Annotated in this window: 16 protein-coding genes and 1 pseudogene; 11 read left to right on the top strand and 6 right to left on the bottom strand. The window is 70.8% G+C overall.

What is annotated here, in order from left to right; translation table 11 throughout:
* Positions 1-66: 66 nt before the first annotated feature.
* Entirely contained in the window at positions 67-1,020 is a 954-nt protein-coding gene (locus ACFYY8_RS35960; RefSeq protein ID WP_352013184.1) for a heme o synthase, read from the top strand.
* A gap of 129 nt (positions 1,021-1,149) precedes the next feature.
* A complete protein-coding gene (locus tag ACFYY8_RS35965; protein ID WP_390048907.1) occupies positions 1,150-2,376 on the top strand; it encodes a PrsW family intramembrane metalloprotease in 1,227 nt (408 codons plus the stop codon).
* On the opposite strand, the gene ACFYY8_RS35970 is transcribed toward ACFYY8_RS35965, so the two are convergent.
* Complete coding sequence (locus tag ACFYY8_RS35970) at positions 2,358-3,071, bottom strand: vancomycin high temperature exclusion protein (protein ID WP_390048909.1); 714 nt, start codon at positions 3,069-3,071, stop codon at positions 2,358-2,360. The two genes, ACFYY8_RS35965 and ACFYY8_RS35970, sit on opposite strands and share 19 nt — an antisense overlap.
* A gap of 49 nt (positions 3,072-3,120) precedes the next feature.
* Entirely contained in the window at positions 3,121-4,089 is a 969-nt protein-coding gene (locus ACFYY8_RS35975; protein WP_390048911.1) for a heme A synthase, read from the bottom strand.
* A gap of 182 nt (positions 4,090-4,271) precedes the next feature.
* On the opposite strand from ACFYY8_RS35975, the gene ACFYY8_RS35980 reads away from it, so the two are divergent.
* The gene (locus ACFYY8_RS35980; protein WP_390048913.1) at positions 4,272-4,895 is read left to right on the top strand and encodes an FAD-dependent oxidoreductase; all 624 of its coding nucleotides are present in this window, start codon (positions 4,272-4,274) and stop codon (positions 4,893-4,895) included.
* 26 nt (positions 4,896-4,921) lie between these two features.
* Here the strand turns inward: ACFYY8_RS35980 and ACFYY8_RS35985 are convergent.
* Positions 4,922-5,260: pseudogene (locus ACFYY8_RS35985) on the bottom strand (helix-turn-helix domain-containing protein); the annotation flags it as partial.
* A gap of 186 nt (positions 5,261-5,446) precedes the next feature.
* Between ACFYY8_RS35985 and ACFYY8_RS35990 the strand changes: the two are divergent.
* Both ACFYY8_RS35990 and ACFYY8_RS35995 read left to right on the top strand, forming a co-directional pair.
* Positions 5,447-6,448, top strand: coding sequence for a proline racemase family protein (locus ACFYY8_RS35990; protein ID WP_390048915.1), 1,002 nt, complete (start codon positions 5,447-5,449; stop codon positions 6,446-6,448).
* A gap of 369 nt (positions 6,449-6,817) precedes the next feature.
* Positions 6,818-7,501, top strand: coding sequence for a GntR family transcriptional regulator (locus ACFYY8_RS35995; protein ID WP_390048917.1), 684 nt, complete (start codon positions 6,818-6,820; stop codon positions 7,499-7,501).
* Positions 7,502-7,507: 6 nt separating this feature from the next.
* On the opposite strand, the gene ACFYY8_RS36000 is transcribed toward ACFYY8_RS35995, so the two are convergent.
* From ACFYY8_RS36000 to ACFYY8_RS36010, 3 genes are read right to left on the bottom strand one after another with little or no spacing between them, the layout of a single operon-like run.
* Positions 7,508-8,437, bottom strand: coding sequence for a DMT family transporter (locus tag ACFYY8_RS36000; RefSeq protein WP_390048919.1), 930 nt, complete (start codon positions 8,435-8,437; stop codon positions 7,508-7,510).
* A gap of 55 nt (positions 8,438-8,492) precedes the next feature.
* Complete coding sequence (locus ACFYY8_RS36005; RefSeq protein WP_390048921.1) at positions 8,493-9,260, bottom strand: ABC transporter permease; 768 nt, start codon at positions 9,258-9,260, stop codon at positions 8,493-8,495.
* Between the two features lie 43 nt (positions 9,261-9,303).
* Complete coding sequence (locus ACFYY8_RS36010; protein WP_390048923.1) at positions 9,304-10,212, bottom strand: ABC transporter ATP-binding protein; 909 nt, start codon at positions 10,210-10,212, stop codon at positions 9,304-9,306.
* A 595-nt stretch (positions 10,213-10,807) separates the two neighbouring features.
* Between ACFYY8_RS36010 and ACFYY8_RS36015 the strand changes: the two genes are divergently transcribed.
* From ACFYY8_RS36015 to ACFYY8_RS36040, 6 genes are read left to right on the top strand one after another with little or no spacing between them, the layout of a single operon-like run.
* Positions 10,808-11,599, top strand: coding sequence for a helix-turn-helix transcriptional regulator (locus ACFYY8_RS36015; RefSeq protein WP_390049074.1), 792 nt, complete (start codon positions 10,808-10,810; stop codon positions 11,597-11,599).
* A complete protein-coding gene (gene sufB, locus ACFYY8_RS36020; protein ID WP_352013172.1) occupies positions 11,596-13,008 on the top strand; it encodes a Fe-S cluster assembly protein SufB in 1,413 nt (470 codons plus the stop codon). Before ACFYY8_RS36015 ends, sufB begins: the two co-directional genes overlap by 4 nt.
* Positions 13,008-14,126, top strand: coding sequence for a Fe-S cluster assembly protein SufD (gene sufD, locus ACFYY8_RS36025; RefSeq protein WP_390048925.1), 1,119 nt, complete (start codon positions 13,008-13,010; stop codon positions 14,124-14,126). The genes sufB and sufD overlap by 1 nt, the downstream gene beginning before the upstream one ends.
* On the top strand, positions 14,123-14,440 hold the full coding sequence (locus ACFYY8_RS36030) for a non-heme iron oxygenase ferredoxin subunit (protein WP_352013170.1): 318 nt from the start codon (positions 14,123-14,125) through the stop codon (positions 14,438-14,440). The genes sufD and ACFYY8_RS36030 overlap by 4 nt, the downstream gene beginning before the upstream one ends.
* A 44-nt stretch (positions 14,441-14,484) precedes the next feature.
* Entirely contained in the window at positions 14,485-15,216 is a 732-nt protein-coding gene (sufC, locus tag ACFYY8_RS36035; protein WP_352013237.1) for a Fe-S cluster assembly ATPase SufC, read from the top strand.
* The gene (locus ACFYY8_RS36040; RefSeq protein ID WP_390048927.1) at positions 15,216-16,475 is read left to right on the top strand and encodes a cysteine desulfurase; all 1,260 of its coding nucleotides are present in this window, start codon (positions 15,216-15,218) and stop codon (positions 16,473-16,475) included. The genes sufC and ACFYY8_RS36040 overlap by 1 nt, the downstream gene beginning before the upstream one ends.

Consider the following 16,475-nt stretch of genomic DNA (forward strand, 5'->3'; position numbering starts at 1 on the left):
GCATCCACGGATTCGCTCTAAATCAGAGGTTACGCGTTGACCCCGCACGTGCTGGAAGCGCCGTAAATGGTGCTGACCGACAAGCAATCGACGACCCCGCCCGCGACGGAGGCGGCCGCGTCCGACGCGCCGCGCTCGTTCGGCGACGTCGTGAAGGCCTATGTCGCCCTCACCAAGCCGCGGATCATCGAGCTGCTGCTGATCACGACGCTGCCGGTGATGTTCCTGGCGGCCAAGGGCCTGCCCCCGCTGTGGATCGCCGTCTGCACGCTGGTCTTCGGCACCCTGTCCGCGGGCAGTGCCAACGCGCTGAACTGCTACATCGACCGCGACATCGACGCGGCGATGCGCCGCACCCGGCGCCGCCCGCTGGCCCGTGACCAGGTTCCGCCGACGAACGCGTTGATCTTCGGTGTCGTCCTCGGCGTGCTGTCGACTCTTGGCCTGGGTTTGACGGTGAATTGGCTCGCCGCGCTGCTCTCGCTGGCGGCCAACCTCTTCTACGTGCTCGTCTACTCGATGATCCTCAAGCGCAGGACCCCGCAGAACGTGGTGTGGGGCGGCATCGCGGGCTGCATGCCGGTGCTGATCGGCTGGGCGGGCGTCACCGGGAGCCTCTCCTGGGCCCCGGTCGTGCTCTTCGGCGTGGTGTTCTTCTGGACGCCGCCGCACACCTGGACCCTGGCCATGCGCTACAAGGAGGACTACGCCGCGGCGAAGGTCCCCATGCTCCCCGTGGTCGCCACCGAGCGCCGGGTGGTGCTGGAGAGCCTGGCCTACACCTGGGCCACCGTGCTGTGCTCGCTGCTGCTGTGGCCGATCGCGGGGACGACGCTCCTGTACCCCGTCGTGGCCACCGTCCTCGGCGCGGCCTGCCTGTGGGAGGTCTACCGTCTCCTCGGCCGGGTCAACGCGGGCAAGACCGGTGTGGATCTGCGGCCGATGCGCTTCTTCCACTGGTCGAACGCCTACCTGGCGCTGCTCTTCCTCGCCGTCGCCGTCGACTCCCTGCTCGTCTGAGTCCGCCCGTTCCGAGGGGTCCCACCACCGTTTCGTGCCGCCCTGTCCGGCAATACCTCTTCGTGGCCGGTTACGGACCACCATGAGGCGAGAGGGGACACGTCGTGGCTGATCGGTTACGGTTGCCGCATGGCGAGCCGTGATCCCCGCTGGGTCTTGAGGGACCGCCCGTCCGTCGCGCTGATCGCGGGGCTCGTCGTGGCCGGCCTGTGCGCGCTGGCCTCCTTCTCCTTCGACCTGATCAACGGAGATCCGGTCTACTTCTTCATCGCCCTGGCGCTGGCGCTCGCGCCGGTCCCCGTGCTGCTGGCGGCGGTGCTGGCACTGGACCGGATGGAGCCCGAGCCCCGCAGCAACCTGATCTTCGCCTTCGCCTGGGGCGCCGGGGTCGCGGTCCTGGTGGCCGGCGTGGTCAACTCCCTCGGCCTGATCTACATCGAGAGCACCGTCCAGCTCGGCTACGACAGCGCGCGCAACATCGCCGCCACCTTCGGCGCCCCGGTGGTCGAGGAGACGATGAAGGGCCTGGTCCTGCTGGGCCTGCTCAGGTTCAGGCGGGCCGAGCTCGACGGGCCGACCGACGGCGTCATCTACGCCAGCATGGTCGGCCTCGGCTTCGCGATGAGCGAGAACGTCAGCTACTACGTGGCCGCCCTGCACGAGATGGGGGCCAGGGGACTGGCCGTGACGGTCGTGCTGCGGGGCATCCTGTCGCCGTTCGCCCACCCGCTGTTCACCTCGATGATCGGCGTCGCGGTCGCCTACGCCGCCCAGCGCCGGGGGCCGGGGCGCATCTGGGTGGTCGCGGCGGGCTGGGCCGGCGCCATGCTGCTGCACGGCATCTGGAACGGCCTGGCCTCCTACGTGGGCGTGGGCGGCCTGGCCGCCGCCTACCTGCTGCTGCTGGTCGTGCTGGTGGTGCTGATCTGGATCGTCTTCAGGGACCGCAAGCGGATCGTCGGGCTGATCACCACCTACCTGCCCGCCTACGGGGCGACGGGCCTGGTCGGGCCGTACGACGTGGTCATGCTCTCCTCACTGCCCGGGCGCCGCAACGCCAGGCAGTGGGCGAAGGAGAACGGTGGTGGCGCGGGACTGCGGGCGATGCGCGACTACCAGCTCGCCGCCACCGAGCTGGGCCTGCTGCACGAGCGGGCCAGACGGCACGTGATCGACGAGCGCACGTTCAACGAGGAGCAGCAGGCCCTGCTGCAGTGCATGGCCGACGCCCGCTCGGCGTTCCCGCCGCCGAGCGCCCCCGGCGGGGCCGGGCCGTACGGCGCGCAGGCGCAACCCTGGGGGCCCGCGCCGTACTCGCCGCGCCCCCAGCAGGCCCCTTACCCGCGTCCCGACTGAGCCGCCGCGTGGAGCGCGGTGTCCAGGGTGGTCTCGCGCGGCCCGGGGAAGACGGGGGAGGAGCGCAGCACGACCGCGTCCAGGAAGCCCTTCGCGGCGGCGCCGAACTCGCGGACGGCGCCGGCGTAGGTGGTCGCGGCCCATCGGGTGGCCGAGTCGTCGCCGACGCCGAACGTCTCCAGGCCCGCGGCGCGGCACAGCGTCACGGCCCTGGGCAGGTGGAAGAGCTGCGTCACCACGGTGACCTTGGTCGCCCCGAACACCTGGCGGGCCCGTACACACGAGTCCCAGGTGTCGAAGCCCGCGTAGTCGAGCACGAGGGCGCGCGGGGGGACGCCGCGGGCGACCAGGTAGTCGCGCATGGCGGTCGGCTCGTCGTAGTCCTTCCTGCTGTTGTCGCCGGACAGCAGCAGGGTCCGCACCCTGCCCGACCTGTACAGCTCGGCGGAGACGTCCAGCCGCCTGGCCAGTATCGGGGAGGGGCGGCCCCCGGGGGCGGCGGCGCCGAGGACCAGCGCCGTGGGGGCCGGGGGGACGTCAGTGGTCCAGGCGGGGGAGGAGTCGGCGACCGCCGTGTGCCCGGAGCTGGACAGCCGGGCCCAGGCCGGCGGGGCGAGCGTCAGCACGCTCAGCAGGACGAACCCCTGGTAGAGGCGTCGCATGGTGGGGCGTGACAGCGCCAATAAGCCGGTCATACGGCCATTTTTGCCGATATTTCCAGGCTATTTGTGATCTTCAGGTAGATCAGGAGGACGCGAGACGCTCGGTCCCGAGCGGCCCCCGGGAGCGCAGCGTGAACCCCACCCGCAGCGCGTAGATCCACACCAGCGTCGAGCCGAAGACGTGCAGGCCGACCAGGAAGGCGGGCAGGGCCAGGAAGTACTGGACGTACCCGATGACGCCCTGGGCCAGCTCCACGCCCAGCAGCGTCAGCGCCGCGCGCCGGGCGGCGGCGGGCGCCCCGGTGACGTACAGCGCGAACAGCAGGGCGAAGGTGAGCCCGACCACGACGTAGACCACGTCGGCGTGGATCCTGGCCACCGTCTCGATGTCGAAGGCGAAGCGGGAGGCGGCCTCGTCCCCCGAGTGCGGCCCGGTGCCGGTCACCACGACACCCGCGACGAGCAGGACGGCCACCGCGGGCACGAGTGCGAGGCCGAGGGTGCGGATGGCCGGATGCACCAGCGGTTCGGGCGCCGCGTCGCCCTCCTGGGAGCGGGCGAGGAAGACGACGGCGGCGGCGAGCATGCCGATGGAGAGCAGGAAGTGCACGCTCACGGTCACCGGGTTGAGCATGGTGCGCACGACCAGGCCGCCCCACAGCGCCTGCGCGGCCACCCCGGCCGGCTGGATCCAGGCCAGCGTCGTCAGGTCACGGCGCCGGGGGCGCAGCCGCGCGGCCGAGACCAGGCAGGCCAGCCCCACGATCAGGACCACGAAGCTCAGCAGCCGGTTGCCGAACTCCACGGCCATGTTGATCGGGGAGATGTCGGCGTGGGCGACCGGGATGAAGCTGTCGGCGGTGCACCGGGGCCAGGTGGGGCAGCCGAGGCCGGAGCCGGTGACCCGTACGACGGCACCGGTCACCACGATGCCCACGTTGACGACGACGGTCGCCAGTGCCCACCGGCGCAGGATCGCGGGCGTGGGGGACAACACCCCGGGCAGGAAGCCAAGGGCACGTGGACGTGCCTGGTCGAGGAGGTGGTTCACGGCTCACATGCTAGGTGGCGTGGGCGGTGGTCCCGCTTCTGCCCCACGGGCTCGGGCCGGGGCGCGGCAGGGCGGCTGGACCGCGCGGCGGAGAACGGCTGAACTGGAGGGTGGCGGCCGATTGATCCCTCCAAAAGCATGTGACATGTTACTGGTAGGCCGATCCGGGAACGAGGTGGATCATGCCGGACGTCGTGGTGATCGGCGCGGGAGCCGTCGGGGCCGCCTGCGCCTACTACGCGGCGCGCGCGGGCCTGGACACCCTCGTCGTCGACAGGGGGTCGGTCGCGGCGGGCACCACGGGGGCGGGGGAGGGAAACGTCCTCGTCTCGGACAAGACGCCGGGGCCGGAGCTCGCCCTGGCCCTGCTCTCCCGCGACCTCTGGCTCGGCCTGGCCGCCGAAGGCGGTGACGGGGGGTTCGAGTACGAGCCGAAGGGCGGCCTGGTGGTCGCCAGGACCTCCCGGGAGCTCACCGTCCTCATCGCCCTGGCCGCGGCGCAGGCGAGGCAGGGAACAGAGCACGTCGTCGTCCCCCCGGACGCGCTCGGAGACCACGAACCCCACCTGGCGGACGGCCTGGCCGGAGGCGTGCTTTATCCGCAGGACGCCCAGGTCCAGCCCGCGCTGGCGGCGGCCGACCAGTTCTTCAACGCCCGCGCCAGAGCATCCAGGCCGGTGTTGCAGGCCTCCTTGGAGTTGTCCGCCCACCACGGCGCGATCGTGTTCTTCGCCGCGTTCCATGCCCGGCGCAGGGCGTACAGGTTCCACGGCACCTCGGTCAACCGCCCGCCGGGGATGCCGTAGGACTTCTCCGCCTCCCGCTGCGACAGGGCGGCTTTGACCATCCCCAGGCCCCAGTTGAACGCGAACCGTGCCGCACCGCAGTGCGACGCCAGCGCGACCACCTGGTCAGGGGTGGGATCAAGCGCGTACCGGTATGCCTGGACGACCTTCACGAGCCGTCCCCGCCGGGGCCGGCTTTCGCGGCGGCAACCGCCCGCGCGTACAACGCGGCTCCACCCGAACCGGCGGTGGGACGGTCGTCCACAACGATCGTGCCGGTGGGCAGACGGCGGGCCGGGACAGGCATCTTGCCCTCCCTGAAACACCGGTAAGCGGTCTGCGGGTGAATGCCCTGCGACCTCGCCCACTCGGAAAACTTCACCCACCTAATGAAACATGCATTCGCTCACGCTTCAGCGAACAGCTCCGCACCCCATGGACCTGGCCGGGCTGCGGGGCGGGCCGTGCCGCCCGCCGAGGCTTCCGCTGTCACCGCAACAGGAGGCCGCGGTGCGCGAGGCGACCCTGCGGGCCCTTACGGTTACGGGGGAGGGAACCGAGAAGGAGGGCCGATGAGGACAAGACGGGTCTTCCACGCGGTCGACTCCCACACCGAGGGCATGCCGACCCGCGTGATCACCGGGGGAGTCGGCGTCGTTCCCGGCGCGACCATGGCCGAGCGCCGCCTGCGCTTCATGGCGGAGATGGACCACGTCAGAACCCTGCTCATGTACGAGCCGCGCGGCCACTCGGCGATGAGCGGGGCGATCCTGCAGCCGCCGACCCGTCCCGACGCCGACTTCGGGGTCCTCTACATCGAGGTCTCCGGCTGCCTGCCCATGTGCGGGCACGGCACCATCGGCGTGGCGACCGTCCTGGTCGAGACCGGGATGGTCGAGGTCGCCGAACCGGTGACGGTCGTGCGCCTGGACACCCCCGCCGGGCTGGTCGTCGCCGAGGTGCGAGTCGAGGACGGCGCGGCGACCTCGGTGACCATCACCAACGTGCCCTCCTTCGTGGTCGGCCTTGACCGTACGGTCCGGGTCGACGGGCTGGGCGAGGTCGTCTACGACCTGGCCTACGGCGGCAACCACTACGCGATCCTGCCGATCGAGTCCGTCGGCCTGCCGTTCGAGCGTTCGCACGGGCGGCGCATCCTCGACGCGGGCCTGGCGATCATGGAGGCGATCAACGAGCAGGACGAGCCGGCGCACCCGCTCGACCCCGCGATCAGGGGCTGCCACCACGTGCAGTTCACCGCCCCCGGTTCGGACGCCCGCCACTCGCGGCACGCGATGGCCATCCACCCCGGCTGGTTCGACCGCTCGCCGTGCGGCACGGGTACCAGCGCCAGGCTGGCCCAGCTGCACGCCAGGGGTGAGCTCGCCCCCGGTGCCGACTTCGTGAACGAGTCGTTCATCGGCACCCGCTTCGTCGGCAGGATCACCGGGGAGACGAGCGTGGCCGGGCTGCCCGCGGTGATCCCGGCCATCACCGGCAGGGCGTGGATCACCGGGACCGCGCAGTACTTCCTCGACCCCCGCGACCCCTTCCCCGAGGGCTTCCTGCTGTGAACCAGGGGGCGTCCCGGCGAGCACGCCGTACGCCCCCGGGATTCCCCTCCACGGGAGTAGGCTGACCCGCGACGGCCTACCGTGGTCACGGCCGCCCCCTCCCGAGCCGTTCGCCGGGTACGGCGGCGCGCACCGGACGTCGGAAGCCGTCGGAGCCCACGGAGTGGTCCACCGAGTGCGGAGGATCGGCCCATCCCTCTGTGGAGCGCTATGATCACCACCGGTCATCCGGCCGGGAACCCGGGAACCTGTCGCCGGTGCCTCACGGCACGGGACCCGGGCGTTCGAGAAAGTGGGCACGGAGCGGGGAGGCCTCGACGGCGTCCGCCGCCTGCAAGAGTCGACGAGTGCGAGACGAGAGGCACGGGAATGGCTCCTTCGGCGCAGGACCGGCTCGACCTGCCGGCCGTGGGCGAGCGGCAGAGCCTGCGCGAGCAGGTCGCCCACGCGTTACGGGCCGCTCTGATCACCGGTGAGATGCGGCCGGGCGTCGTCTACTCGGCGCCGGTGCTGGCCGCCCAGTTCGGGGTCTCCGCGACCCCGGTGCGAGAGGCGATGCTCGACCTGGCCAAGGAGGGCCTGGTCGAGGCGGTGCGCAACAAGGGCTTCCGGGTCACCGAGTTGTCGGAACGCGATCTGGACGAGATCACCGAGATCCGCAAGCTCATCGAGGTGCCCACGGTCGCGAGGCTGGCCGGCGCGGGCCTGGCCGAGAGTTTCGAGGCGCTGCGGCCCGTGGCCCAGGAGATCGTCGACGCGGCCGAGCGCGGTGACCTGCTCGCCTACGTGGACGCCGACGTCCGTTTCCACGTGGACCTGCTGGCGCTCGCGGGCAACGCCCACCTCGTGGACGTGGTGCGCGACCTGCGTAAACGCGCCCGCCTCTACGGTCTGTCCGCCCTGTCGGCCCGGGGCGCGCTGGTCGGTTCCGCCCGCGAGCACCTCCAGCTCCTGGACCTGCTCGCGGCCGGCGACAGCCAGGGCTCGGAACGGCTGATGGACGAGCACATCCGGCACGTCAGGGGCATCTGGGCCAAACCCGGGCCCGAGTAGGACGGCTCAGCCCGGCGTGCCCCTGGAGGTCCGGGTGGCGCCGACACTGGCGATGACCACGCAGCCGATGGCCGCCCACTCGCGCGCCTGGAGCACCTCACCGAGCACCAGCAGCCCGACCAGCGCGGCGACGGCGGGCTCCAGGCTCATCAGGATGCCGAAGACCCGCTTCGGCATCCTGCGCAACGCCTCCATCTCGATCGAGTACGGGATCACCGAGGACAGCAGGCCGACCCCGAGCCCGATCAGCAGTATCTCGGGACGCAGCAGGTCGGCGCCCCCTGCCGCGATCCCCGCGGGGGCGGCCAGCAGAACCGAGACGATCATCGCGAAGGACAGTCCGGTCGCGCCGGGGAAACGACGTCCCGCGGCGGCGGCCAGCAGGATGTAGCCCGCCCAGCAGACCGCCGCGATCAGGGCGAACCCGATGCCCGCCCAGCCGATGCGCGAGCCGGAGGCCCCCCACGGCGCCAGCAGCGCCACGCCGGAGCCCGCGAGGACGACCCACAGCAGGTCGAGACGGCGGCGCGAGGCGGCCACCGCGACCCCGAGCGGGCCGAGGAACTCGATCGCGACCGCGATGCCCATGGGCAGTTCGGCGAGAGCCTGGTAGAACGACAGGTTCATCACGCCCAGTGTCACGCCGAAGCCGATCCCGACCCCGAGGTCGGAGCGGCTGAGCCCCCGCAGCCTGGGCCGCGCGACCAGGCCGATGATCAGCGCGCCCGTCGCGATCCGCAGGAAGACCACCGCGCTCGGCGGGAGCTGGGCGAACAGGTTCTTGGCGAACCCGGCTCCCACCTGGACGGACAGGATCGCCAGCAGCACCAGCCCGGACGGCGGGATGGAGTCGGAGGCGGACCGCAGCAACATCCCCGGCCTGGGCATGCCGGACTTGTACGGCTCGGCGGGCCCCTGCAGGGCTTCGGCGGTCATGGAACTCCTCGTGTCACGAACCACATAGGCGTTCACACCTTACCTATCCGGTGGGTCACTCCCAGCGGAATGTCCGGGATGCGAGACCGAGGGTCAGCGCGGCCCACACGGCCAGGACGAGCACCGCTCCCAGCGGCAGCCCGGTGCCCGAGGTGAGGACCGAGCGGAGCCCGCCGGTCAGCGCGCTGATCGGCAGCAGCCGCAGCACGGGCTCGACCGAGTCGGGGAAGACCGACAGCGGGAAGACGACCCCGCCGCAGCCGAGCAGGACCAGATAGACCAGGTTGGCCCCGGCGAGCGTCGCCTCGGCGCGCAGCGTGCCCGCCATCAGCAGCCCGAGCCCGCTGAAGGCCGCGGTGCCCAGCAGGAGCAGCAGCAGCGCGGCGAACGGGGAGCCCGTCGGGCGCCAGCCGAGGGCGAGGGCCACCAGGCACAGGACCGTGATCTGGAGGGCCTCGACGGCGACGACGGAGAGCGTCTTGGCCAGCATCAGGCCGGTCCGCGACAGCGGGGTGGCACCCAGCCGCTTCAGCACGCCGTACCTGCGCTCGAAGCCGGTCGCGATGGCCTGCCCGGTGAAGGCCGTCGACATCACCGCCAGCGCGAGCACCCCGGGGGTGACGAAGTCGACCCGGGAGCCGCCGCCGACGTTCACCAGCGGGGCGGCGGAGAAGCCGACGAGCAGCAGCACCGGGATGACCAGCGTCAGCAGGAGCTGCTCCCCGTTGCGGAGCGTGGCTCTGATCTCCGCCCCGGTCTGCGCGAGCACCATCCGGCTCAGCGGCGCGGCGCCGGGGGCGGGGGTGAGGTCCAGGGTGGTCACTGCGTTCTCCTGCGGGTCCGACACGGGCCGTGCTCGGGAGGGGTCACCGCAGCTCACGTCCCGTCAGTTCGAGAAAGACGTCCTCCAGGGTGCGGCGCTCGATGCTCAGATCGTCCGCGGTGACCCCCTCCGCGGCGCACCAGGTCGTCACGGTCGCCAGCAGCTCGGGCACGACCTGCCCCTCGATGATGTAGTGCCCGGAGGGCGACTCCTTGGCCGCGCTGCCCGCGGGCAGCGCGGTGAGCAGCTCGTCCAGGGCGAGGCCGGGTCGGGCGCGGAAGCGCAGCTGCCGTTCGGCACCGGTGAGCGAGGCGGGGGTGCCGTCGGCCACGACCCGGCCGCGGTCGATGATCACGACCCGGTCGGAGAGCCTCTCCGCCTCGTCCATGTGGTGGGTGGTGAGCACCACGGAGACCCCGGCGGCGCGCAGGTCGCCGACCAGTTCCCAGCAGGCGTGCCGCGCCTGCGGGTCGAGGCCCGCGGTCGGTTCGTCGAGGAAGACCAGCTCGGGGCGGCCGATCACGGCCGCGGCCAGCGAGACGCGCTGCTGCTGGCCGCCCGACATCCTGCGGTACGGCGTGCGGACGTGTTCGGACAGGCCGAGCCGCTCCAGCAGCGCCGGGGGGTCCAGCGGACGGGCGTGGAAACGGGACATCAGGCGCAGCCACTCACCGCAGCGCGCCGCCGGGGGCACCCCTCCGGCCTGCGGCATCACCCCGACCCTGGCGCGCAGCTCCGGCCTGGACGGGTCGAGCCCGAGCACCCGGACCGTGCCGCCGTCGGCCTTGCGGAACCCCTCGCAGATCTCGATGGTCGAGGTCTTGCCCGCGCCGTTCGGGCCGAGGATCGCGGTCACCGCGCCACGGTCCGCGCTCAGCGTGAGACCGTCGATCGCGGTCGCGCGGCCGTATCTCTTGACCAGATCGCTGATCTCGACGGCTGGGGATTCCATGGGCACGAGTTTAGGGACTCACCGGGGCGGTCACGCTGGCGGACCTGAGACGGGGAGCACGGCGGTGCCCGCGGGGGCGTCACGGCCACGCCCGGTCAGAGGACCGGGGAGGGCCGCGCCGAAGCCCCGGACCCGTGACCTCGTACGTCACACGAAGTGACACGCCCTCCCGCCCGCCGGGGGACGGTCGTCCGGGCCGTCCTCGATCGGGTGTCAAGGACGCCGGACGCATGGCGCGCCGACGCGTGACGGTGCCGTACGGCGGCGCCGCCACGGCGTCACAGAGCCGGGTCCCGCGGAGAGGTTCGGCCGGGCAAAAACTTCTTTGCCGAGACTTTTCGTGACAGGGAATGGGGAGGTCCCGGCCCGGGTTGGGAGTCCCGGGCGTTCGAGAGGGCCGGGACGGTGGGCGCCGCCCCATGCCTCCTCGCCGACGCCCGCTGTGGGCGCGGGACCGGGCAAGCCACAGGATGACGTTTCCGCAGCTTAGGTAAGCCTTACCTGCGTGATAAATCGCATTCTTCGCAAGCCGGACGACGGTTTGTAAGCGGGGAAGCAATTACGGCACACTGATGTTGTGAAATACGTGACCAAGATGTCGGGCACGGAAGAGGCCGCCCCCGCGCGGCTCTCCGGCGTGTCCGCCGAGCGCAGCACGCGTGCGCGTGTCGCCCGGCTCATCCTGGAACGCGGACCGATCACCGCCCCCGCCCTCGGCGAACGGCTCGGGCTCACCCCCGCCGCCGTCCGCCGCCATCTGGACGCGCTGCTCGCCGACGGGATGATCGAACCCCGTACGGCGCGCCCCCGGGGCCAGCGCGGGCGAGGACGGCCGGCGAAACTGTTCGCCATAACCGACGCGGGCCGCAGCGCCTTCGAGCACGCCTACGACGGGCTCGCGGGAAACGCGCTGCGCTTCCTGGCCGAGCGGGCGGGCGAGGGCGCCGTCGCCGAGTTCGCCAGGTCACAGGTGGCGGGCCTGGTCCGGCGCCTGCGACACGAGCTGCGCGACGTCCCCGCCGACCAGCGGGTGCGCTTCCTGGCCGAGGCCCTGTCCGCGGACGGCTACGCCGCCTCGGCGAGCAAGGCGAGCCTCGGCGGCGAGCAGCTGTGTCAGCACCACTGCCCGGTGGCGCACGTCGCCGCCGAGTTCCCTCAGCTCTGCGAGGCGGAGACGGAGGCGTTCGCGCAGATCCTCGGCACCCCGGTGCAGAGGCTGGCGACCATCGCCCACGGCGACGGGGTGTGCACCACCCACGTGAGTCCCCACCGGGGGGACGGCAGGGCCCGGGACGGCCGCGTGGCAGGCGCGGCGACGGACCCGCGGGGCACCGCCCCGGCAACCCATGAAGTGATCGACGAAACGAGCAAGGAGACCGGAAGGTGACTGTCACCGACCGCCCGGAGCTGGAAGGCCTCGGGAATTACAAGTTCGGCTGGGCCGACTCCGATACCGCGGGGGCCGCGGCCCGCCGTGGGCTGTCCGAGGAGGTCGTCCGCAACATCTCCGCGCTCAAGAGCGAGCCGGAGTGGATGCTGGACCTCCGTCTGAAGGGCCTGCGGCTGTTCGACAGGAAGCCCATGCCCAACTGGGGCTCCGACCTCAGCGGAATCGACTTCGACAACATCAAGTACTTCGTGCGTTCGACCGAGAAGCAGGCCTCCTCCTGGGAGGAGCTTCCGGAGGACATCAAGAACACCTACGACAAGCTCGGCATCCCCGAGGCGGAGAAGCAGCGCCTGATCGCCGGCGTCGCCGCCCAGTACGAGTCCGAGGTCGTCTATCACAAGATCCGTGAGGACCTTGAGGAGAAGGGTGTCATCTTCGTCGACACCGACACCGCCCTCAAGGAGCACGAGGAGATCTTCAAGGAGTACTTCGGCACCGTGATCCCGGTGGGCGACAACAAGTTCGCCTCGCTGAACACGGCCGTGTGGAGCGGCGGCAGCTTCATCTACGTGCCGCCGAACGTCAACGTCGAGATCCCGCTGCAGGCCTACTTCCGGATCAACACCGAGAACATGGGCCAGTTCGAGCGGACCCTGATCGTCGTGGACGAGAACTCCTACGTCCACTACGTGGAAGGCTGTACCGCGCCGATCTACTCCTCCGACTCGCTGCACAGCGCGGTCGTGGAGATCATCGTGAAGAAGGGCGCCCGCTGCCGTTACACGACCATCCAGAACTGGTCGAACAACGTCTACAACCTGGTCACCAAGCGCGCCGTCGCCTACGAGGGCGCGACCATGGAGTGGATCGACGGCAACATCGGCTCCAAGGTCACGATGAAGTACCCCGCCGTCTACCTCATGGGCGAGCACGCCAAGGGCGAGACGCTGAGCGTCGCCTTCGCCGGTGAGGGCCAGCACCAGGACGCCGGGGCCAAGATGGTGCACCTGGCTCCCAACACCAGCTCGACGGTGATCTCCAAGTCCGTCGCCAGGGGTGGCGGCCGTACCTCCTACCGCGGCCTGGTGCAGATCGAGGAGGGCGCGCACGGCAGCGCCAGCACGGTCAAGTGCGACGCGCTGCTGGTCGACCAGATCAGCCGCTCCGACACCTACCCCTATGTGGACGTGCGCGAGGACGACGTCTCCATGGGACACGAGGCCACGGTCTCCAAGGTCTCCGACGACCAGCTCTTCTACCTCATGAGCCGCGGTCTGGACGAGGACGAGGCCATGGCGATGATCGTGCGCGGCTTCGTCGAGCCGATCGCGCGCGAGCTCCCCATGGAGTACGCCCTTGAGCTGAACCGCCTGATCGAGCTGCAGATGGAAGGAGCCGTCGGCTGATGGGTCTCGAAACCAAACCCCTGTCGACCCTCCACGAAAAGGCCTCCTACGACGTCGCGGACTTCCCGGTCCCGACGGGCCGCGAGGAGGAGTGGCGCTTCACCCCGCTGTCTCGCCTGAAGGGCCTGCACACCGGTGCCGCCGCCTCCGGCGGAGTCGTGGTCCGGATCGAGGCGGCACCCGAGGTCACGGTCGAGACCGTGGGCCGTGACGACGAGCGGCTCGGCAGGGCCTACGTGCCCGCCGACCGGGTCAGCGCCCAGGCCTACGCCGCCTTCGAGAAGGCGACCGTCATCACCGTGCCGCGCGAGGCGGTCGCCTCCGCCCCGACCGTCGTCACCGTGACCGGCTCGGGCGACGGCCCGGCCTACGGCCACACCCTGGTCAGGCTGGAGCCGATGGCCGAGGCCGTCGTCGTCATCGAGCACCAGGGCAGCGCGGTCTACGCCGACAACGTCGAGTTCGTCGTCGGGGAGGGCGCCACGCTCAAGGTCGTCAGCCTGCAGGAGTGGGACGACGACGCCGTCCACGTCGCGCACCACCACGCCCTGCTCGCCAAGGACGCGACCTTCCGCAGCTTCGTGGTCACCCTCGGCGGCGACCTGGTACGGCTTTCGCCCTCGGTCTCCTACGAGGGGCCCGGCGGCGACGCCGAACTGACCGGCCTGTACTTCGTGGACGCGGGCCAGCACCTCGAACACCGCCTGCTGGTCGACCACTCCAAGCCCAACTGCAGGAGCAACGTCGTCTACAAGGGCGCGCTGCAGGGTGAGGACGCGCACGCCGTCTGGATCGGCGACGTGATCATCCGGGTCGAGGCGGAGGGCACCGACACCTACGAGCTCAACCGCAACCTCCTGCTCACCGACGGCGCCCGCGCCGACTCGGTGCCGAACCTGGAGATCCTCACCGGAGAGGTCGCGGGGGCCGGTCACGCCAGCGCCTCAGGGCGTCTCGACGACGAGCACATCTTCTACCTCCAGGCCCGCGGCATCCCGTTCGAAGAGGCCCGCCGCCTGGTGATCAGGGGCTTCTTCGCGCAGCTCCTGGAGAAGATCGAGCTCGACGAGCTGCGCCGGCGGGTGTTCGCCAAGGTCGAGGCGGAGCTGGAGAAGTGACGTTCGAGAAGGTCTGCAAGATCACCGACATCCCCGACGACGGGGTGATCGGCATCGAGGTCGGGGAGACACCGGTCGCCCTGGTCCGCAGGGGAGCCGAGGTCTACGCCCTGCACGACGTGTGCTCCCACGCGGAGGTGAAGCTCAGCGAGGGCGAGGTCTACGACGGCACGCTCGAATGCTGGCTGCACGGCTCGTGCTTCGACCTGCGCTCAGGCAAGCCCACCGGCCCGCCCGCCTCAAAGCCCGTCCCCGTATACCAAGTGAAGATCGACGGCGATGACGTTCTCGTCTCGCTCTCGAAGGAGTCGTAACAGTGTCTGATTCGAGCCGAGTCCACCAGGGTTCCACCCTTGAGATCCGTGACCTGCAGGTCGCGGTCGAGGACAAGGAGATCCTGCGCGGGGTCAACCTCACCGTGCGGGCGGGCGAGACCCACGCCATCATGGGCCCCAACGGTTCGGGCAAGTCCACGCTCGCCTACGCGATCGCCGGTCACCCGAAGTACACCGTCACCGGCGGGCAGGTCCTGCTCGACGGCGCCGACCTGCTGGACATGACGGTCGACGAGCGCGCCCGCGCGGGCCTGTTCCTGGCCATGCAGTACCCCGTCGAGGTCCCCGGCGTCAGCGTCTCCAACTTCCTGCGCTCGGCGGTCACCTCCGTGCGCGGCGAGGCCCCCAAGCTCCGCGAGTTCGCCAAGGACCTCAAGGCCGGGATGGACGCGCTGTCCATCGACGCCGCCTTCGCCCAGCGCAACCTGAACGAGGGCTTCTCCGGCGGCGAGAAGAAGCGCCACGAGATCCTCCAGCTCGAACTGCTCAAGCCGAAGATCGCCGTCCTCGACGAGACCGACTCCGGGCTCGACGTCGACGCGCTGCGGGTGGTCTCCGAGGGCATCAACCGCTTCCGCTCCTCCGGTGAGACCGGCGTGCTGCTCATCACCCACTACACCCGCATCCTGCGCTACGTGAAGCCGGACTTCGTCCACGTCTTCGCGGGCGGCCGCATCGTCGAGCAGGGCGGTCCCGAGCTGGCCGAGAAGCTGGAGGCCGAGGGGTACGAGGCCTACGTGAAGGCCTCCGCCTGATGGAAACCGGATTCGACGTGGAGAGGGTGAGGAAGGACTTCCCCGCCCTCTCCCGCGAGCTGCCCGGCGGCAGGCCGCTGGTCTACCTCGACTCGGCCAACTCCTCGCAGAAGCCGACGCAGGTCATCGAGACCATGCGCGAGCACCTGGCCACGCACTACGCCAACGTCGGCCGTGCCATGCACGTGCTCGGCGCCGAGTCGACCGAGGCCTACGAGGGAGCCCGCGACAAGGTCGCCGCCTTCGTCGGCGCGCCGAGCCGTGACGAGATCGTCTTCACCAAGAACGCCTCCGAGGCGCTCAACCTGGTCGCCTACGCCTTCGGCAACCCCGCCGGCGACGACCCCAGGTTCCGGATCGGCCCCGGCGACGAGGTCGTCATCTCCGAGATGGAGCACCACTCCAACATCGTGCCCTGGCAGCTGCTCGCGCGGCGCACCGGTGTCACGCTGCGGTGGTTCTCCGTCACCGACGAGGGCCGTCTCGACCTGTCCAACCTGGACGAGCTCGTCAACGAGCGCACCAGGATCGTCTCCATCGCGCACCAGTCCAACGTGCTCGGCACGGTCAACCCGGTCGACCGGGTGGTCGCCAGGGCCCGTGAGGTCGGCGCGCTGACGATGCTCGACGCCTCCCAGTCGGTGCCCCACCGGCCGGTGGACGTCACCGAACTCGGCGTCGACTTCCTGGCCTTCACCGGGCACAAGGCCGTCGGCCCCTCGGGCATCGGCGTGCTGTGGGCGCGCGGTGAGCTGCTCGACGCCATGCCGCCGTTCCTGGGCGGCGGGGAGATGATCGAGGCGGTCTGGATGGACCACTCGACCTATGCCCCCGCGCCGCACAAGTTCGAGGCGGGCACCCCGCCCATCGTCGAGGCCATCGGCCTGGGCGCGGCGCTCGACTACCTGACGGCGATCGGGATGGACGCCGTGGCCCGGCATGAGCGCGAGCTCACCGGCTACGCGCTCGAGGCCCTGAAGGAGGTCGAGGGGCTGAGGGTGATCGGCCCGGGGAACCTCGACGAGCGCGGCGGGGTCGTCTCCTTCACCCTTGAGGGGATTCACCCGCACGACGTCGGGCAGATCCTCGATGACAACTTCGGGGTGGCCGTGCGGGTCGGGCACCACTGCGCCCGTCCGCTGCACCTGAGGTTCGGGATCCCCGCGACGACGCGGGCCTCCTTCTATCTTTACAACACCCCGGCCGAGATCGACGCCCTGGTCCGCGGCCTCCACCACGTGCGGAAGGTGTTCGCCTAG

This window comes from Streptosporangium sp. NPDC001559 (assembly GCF_042893955.1).
Classification (GTDB): domain Bacteria; phylum Actinomycetota; class Actinomycetes; order Streptosporangiales; family Streptosporangiaceae; genus Streptosporangium.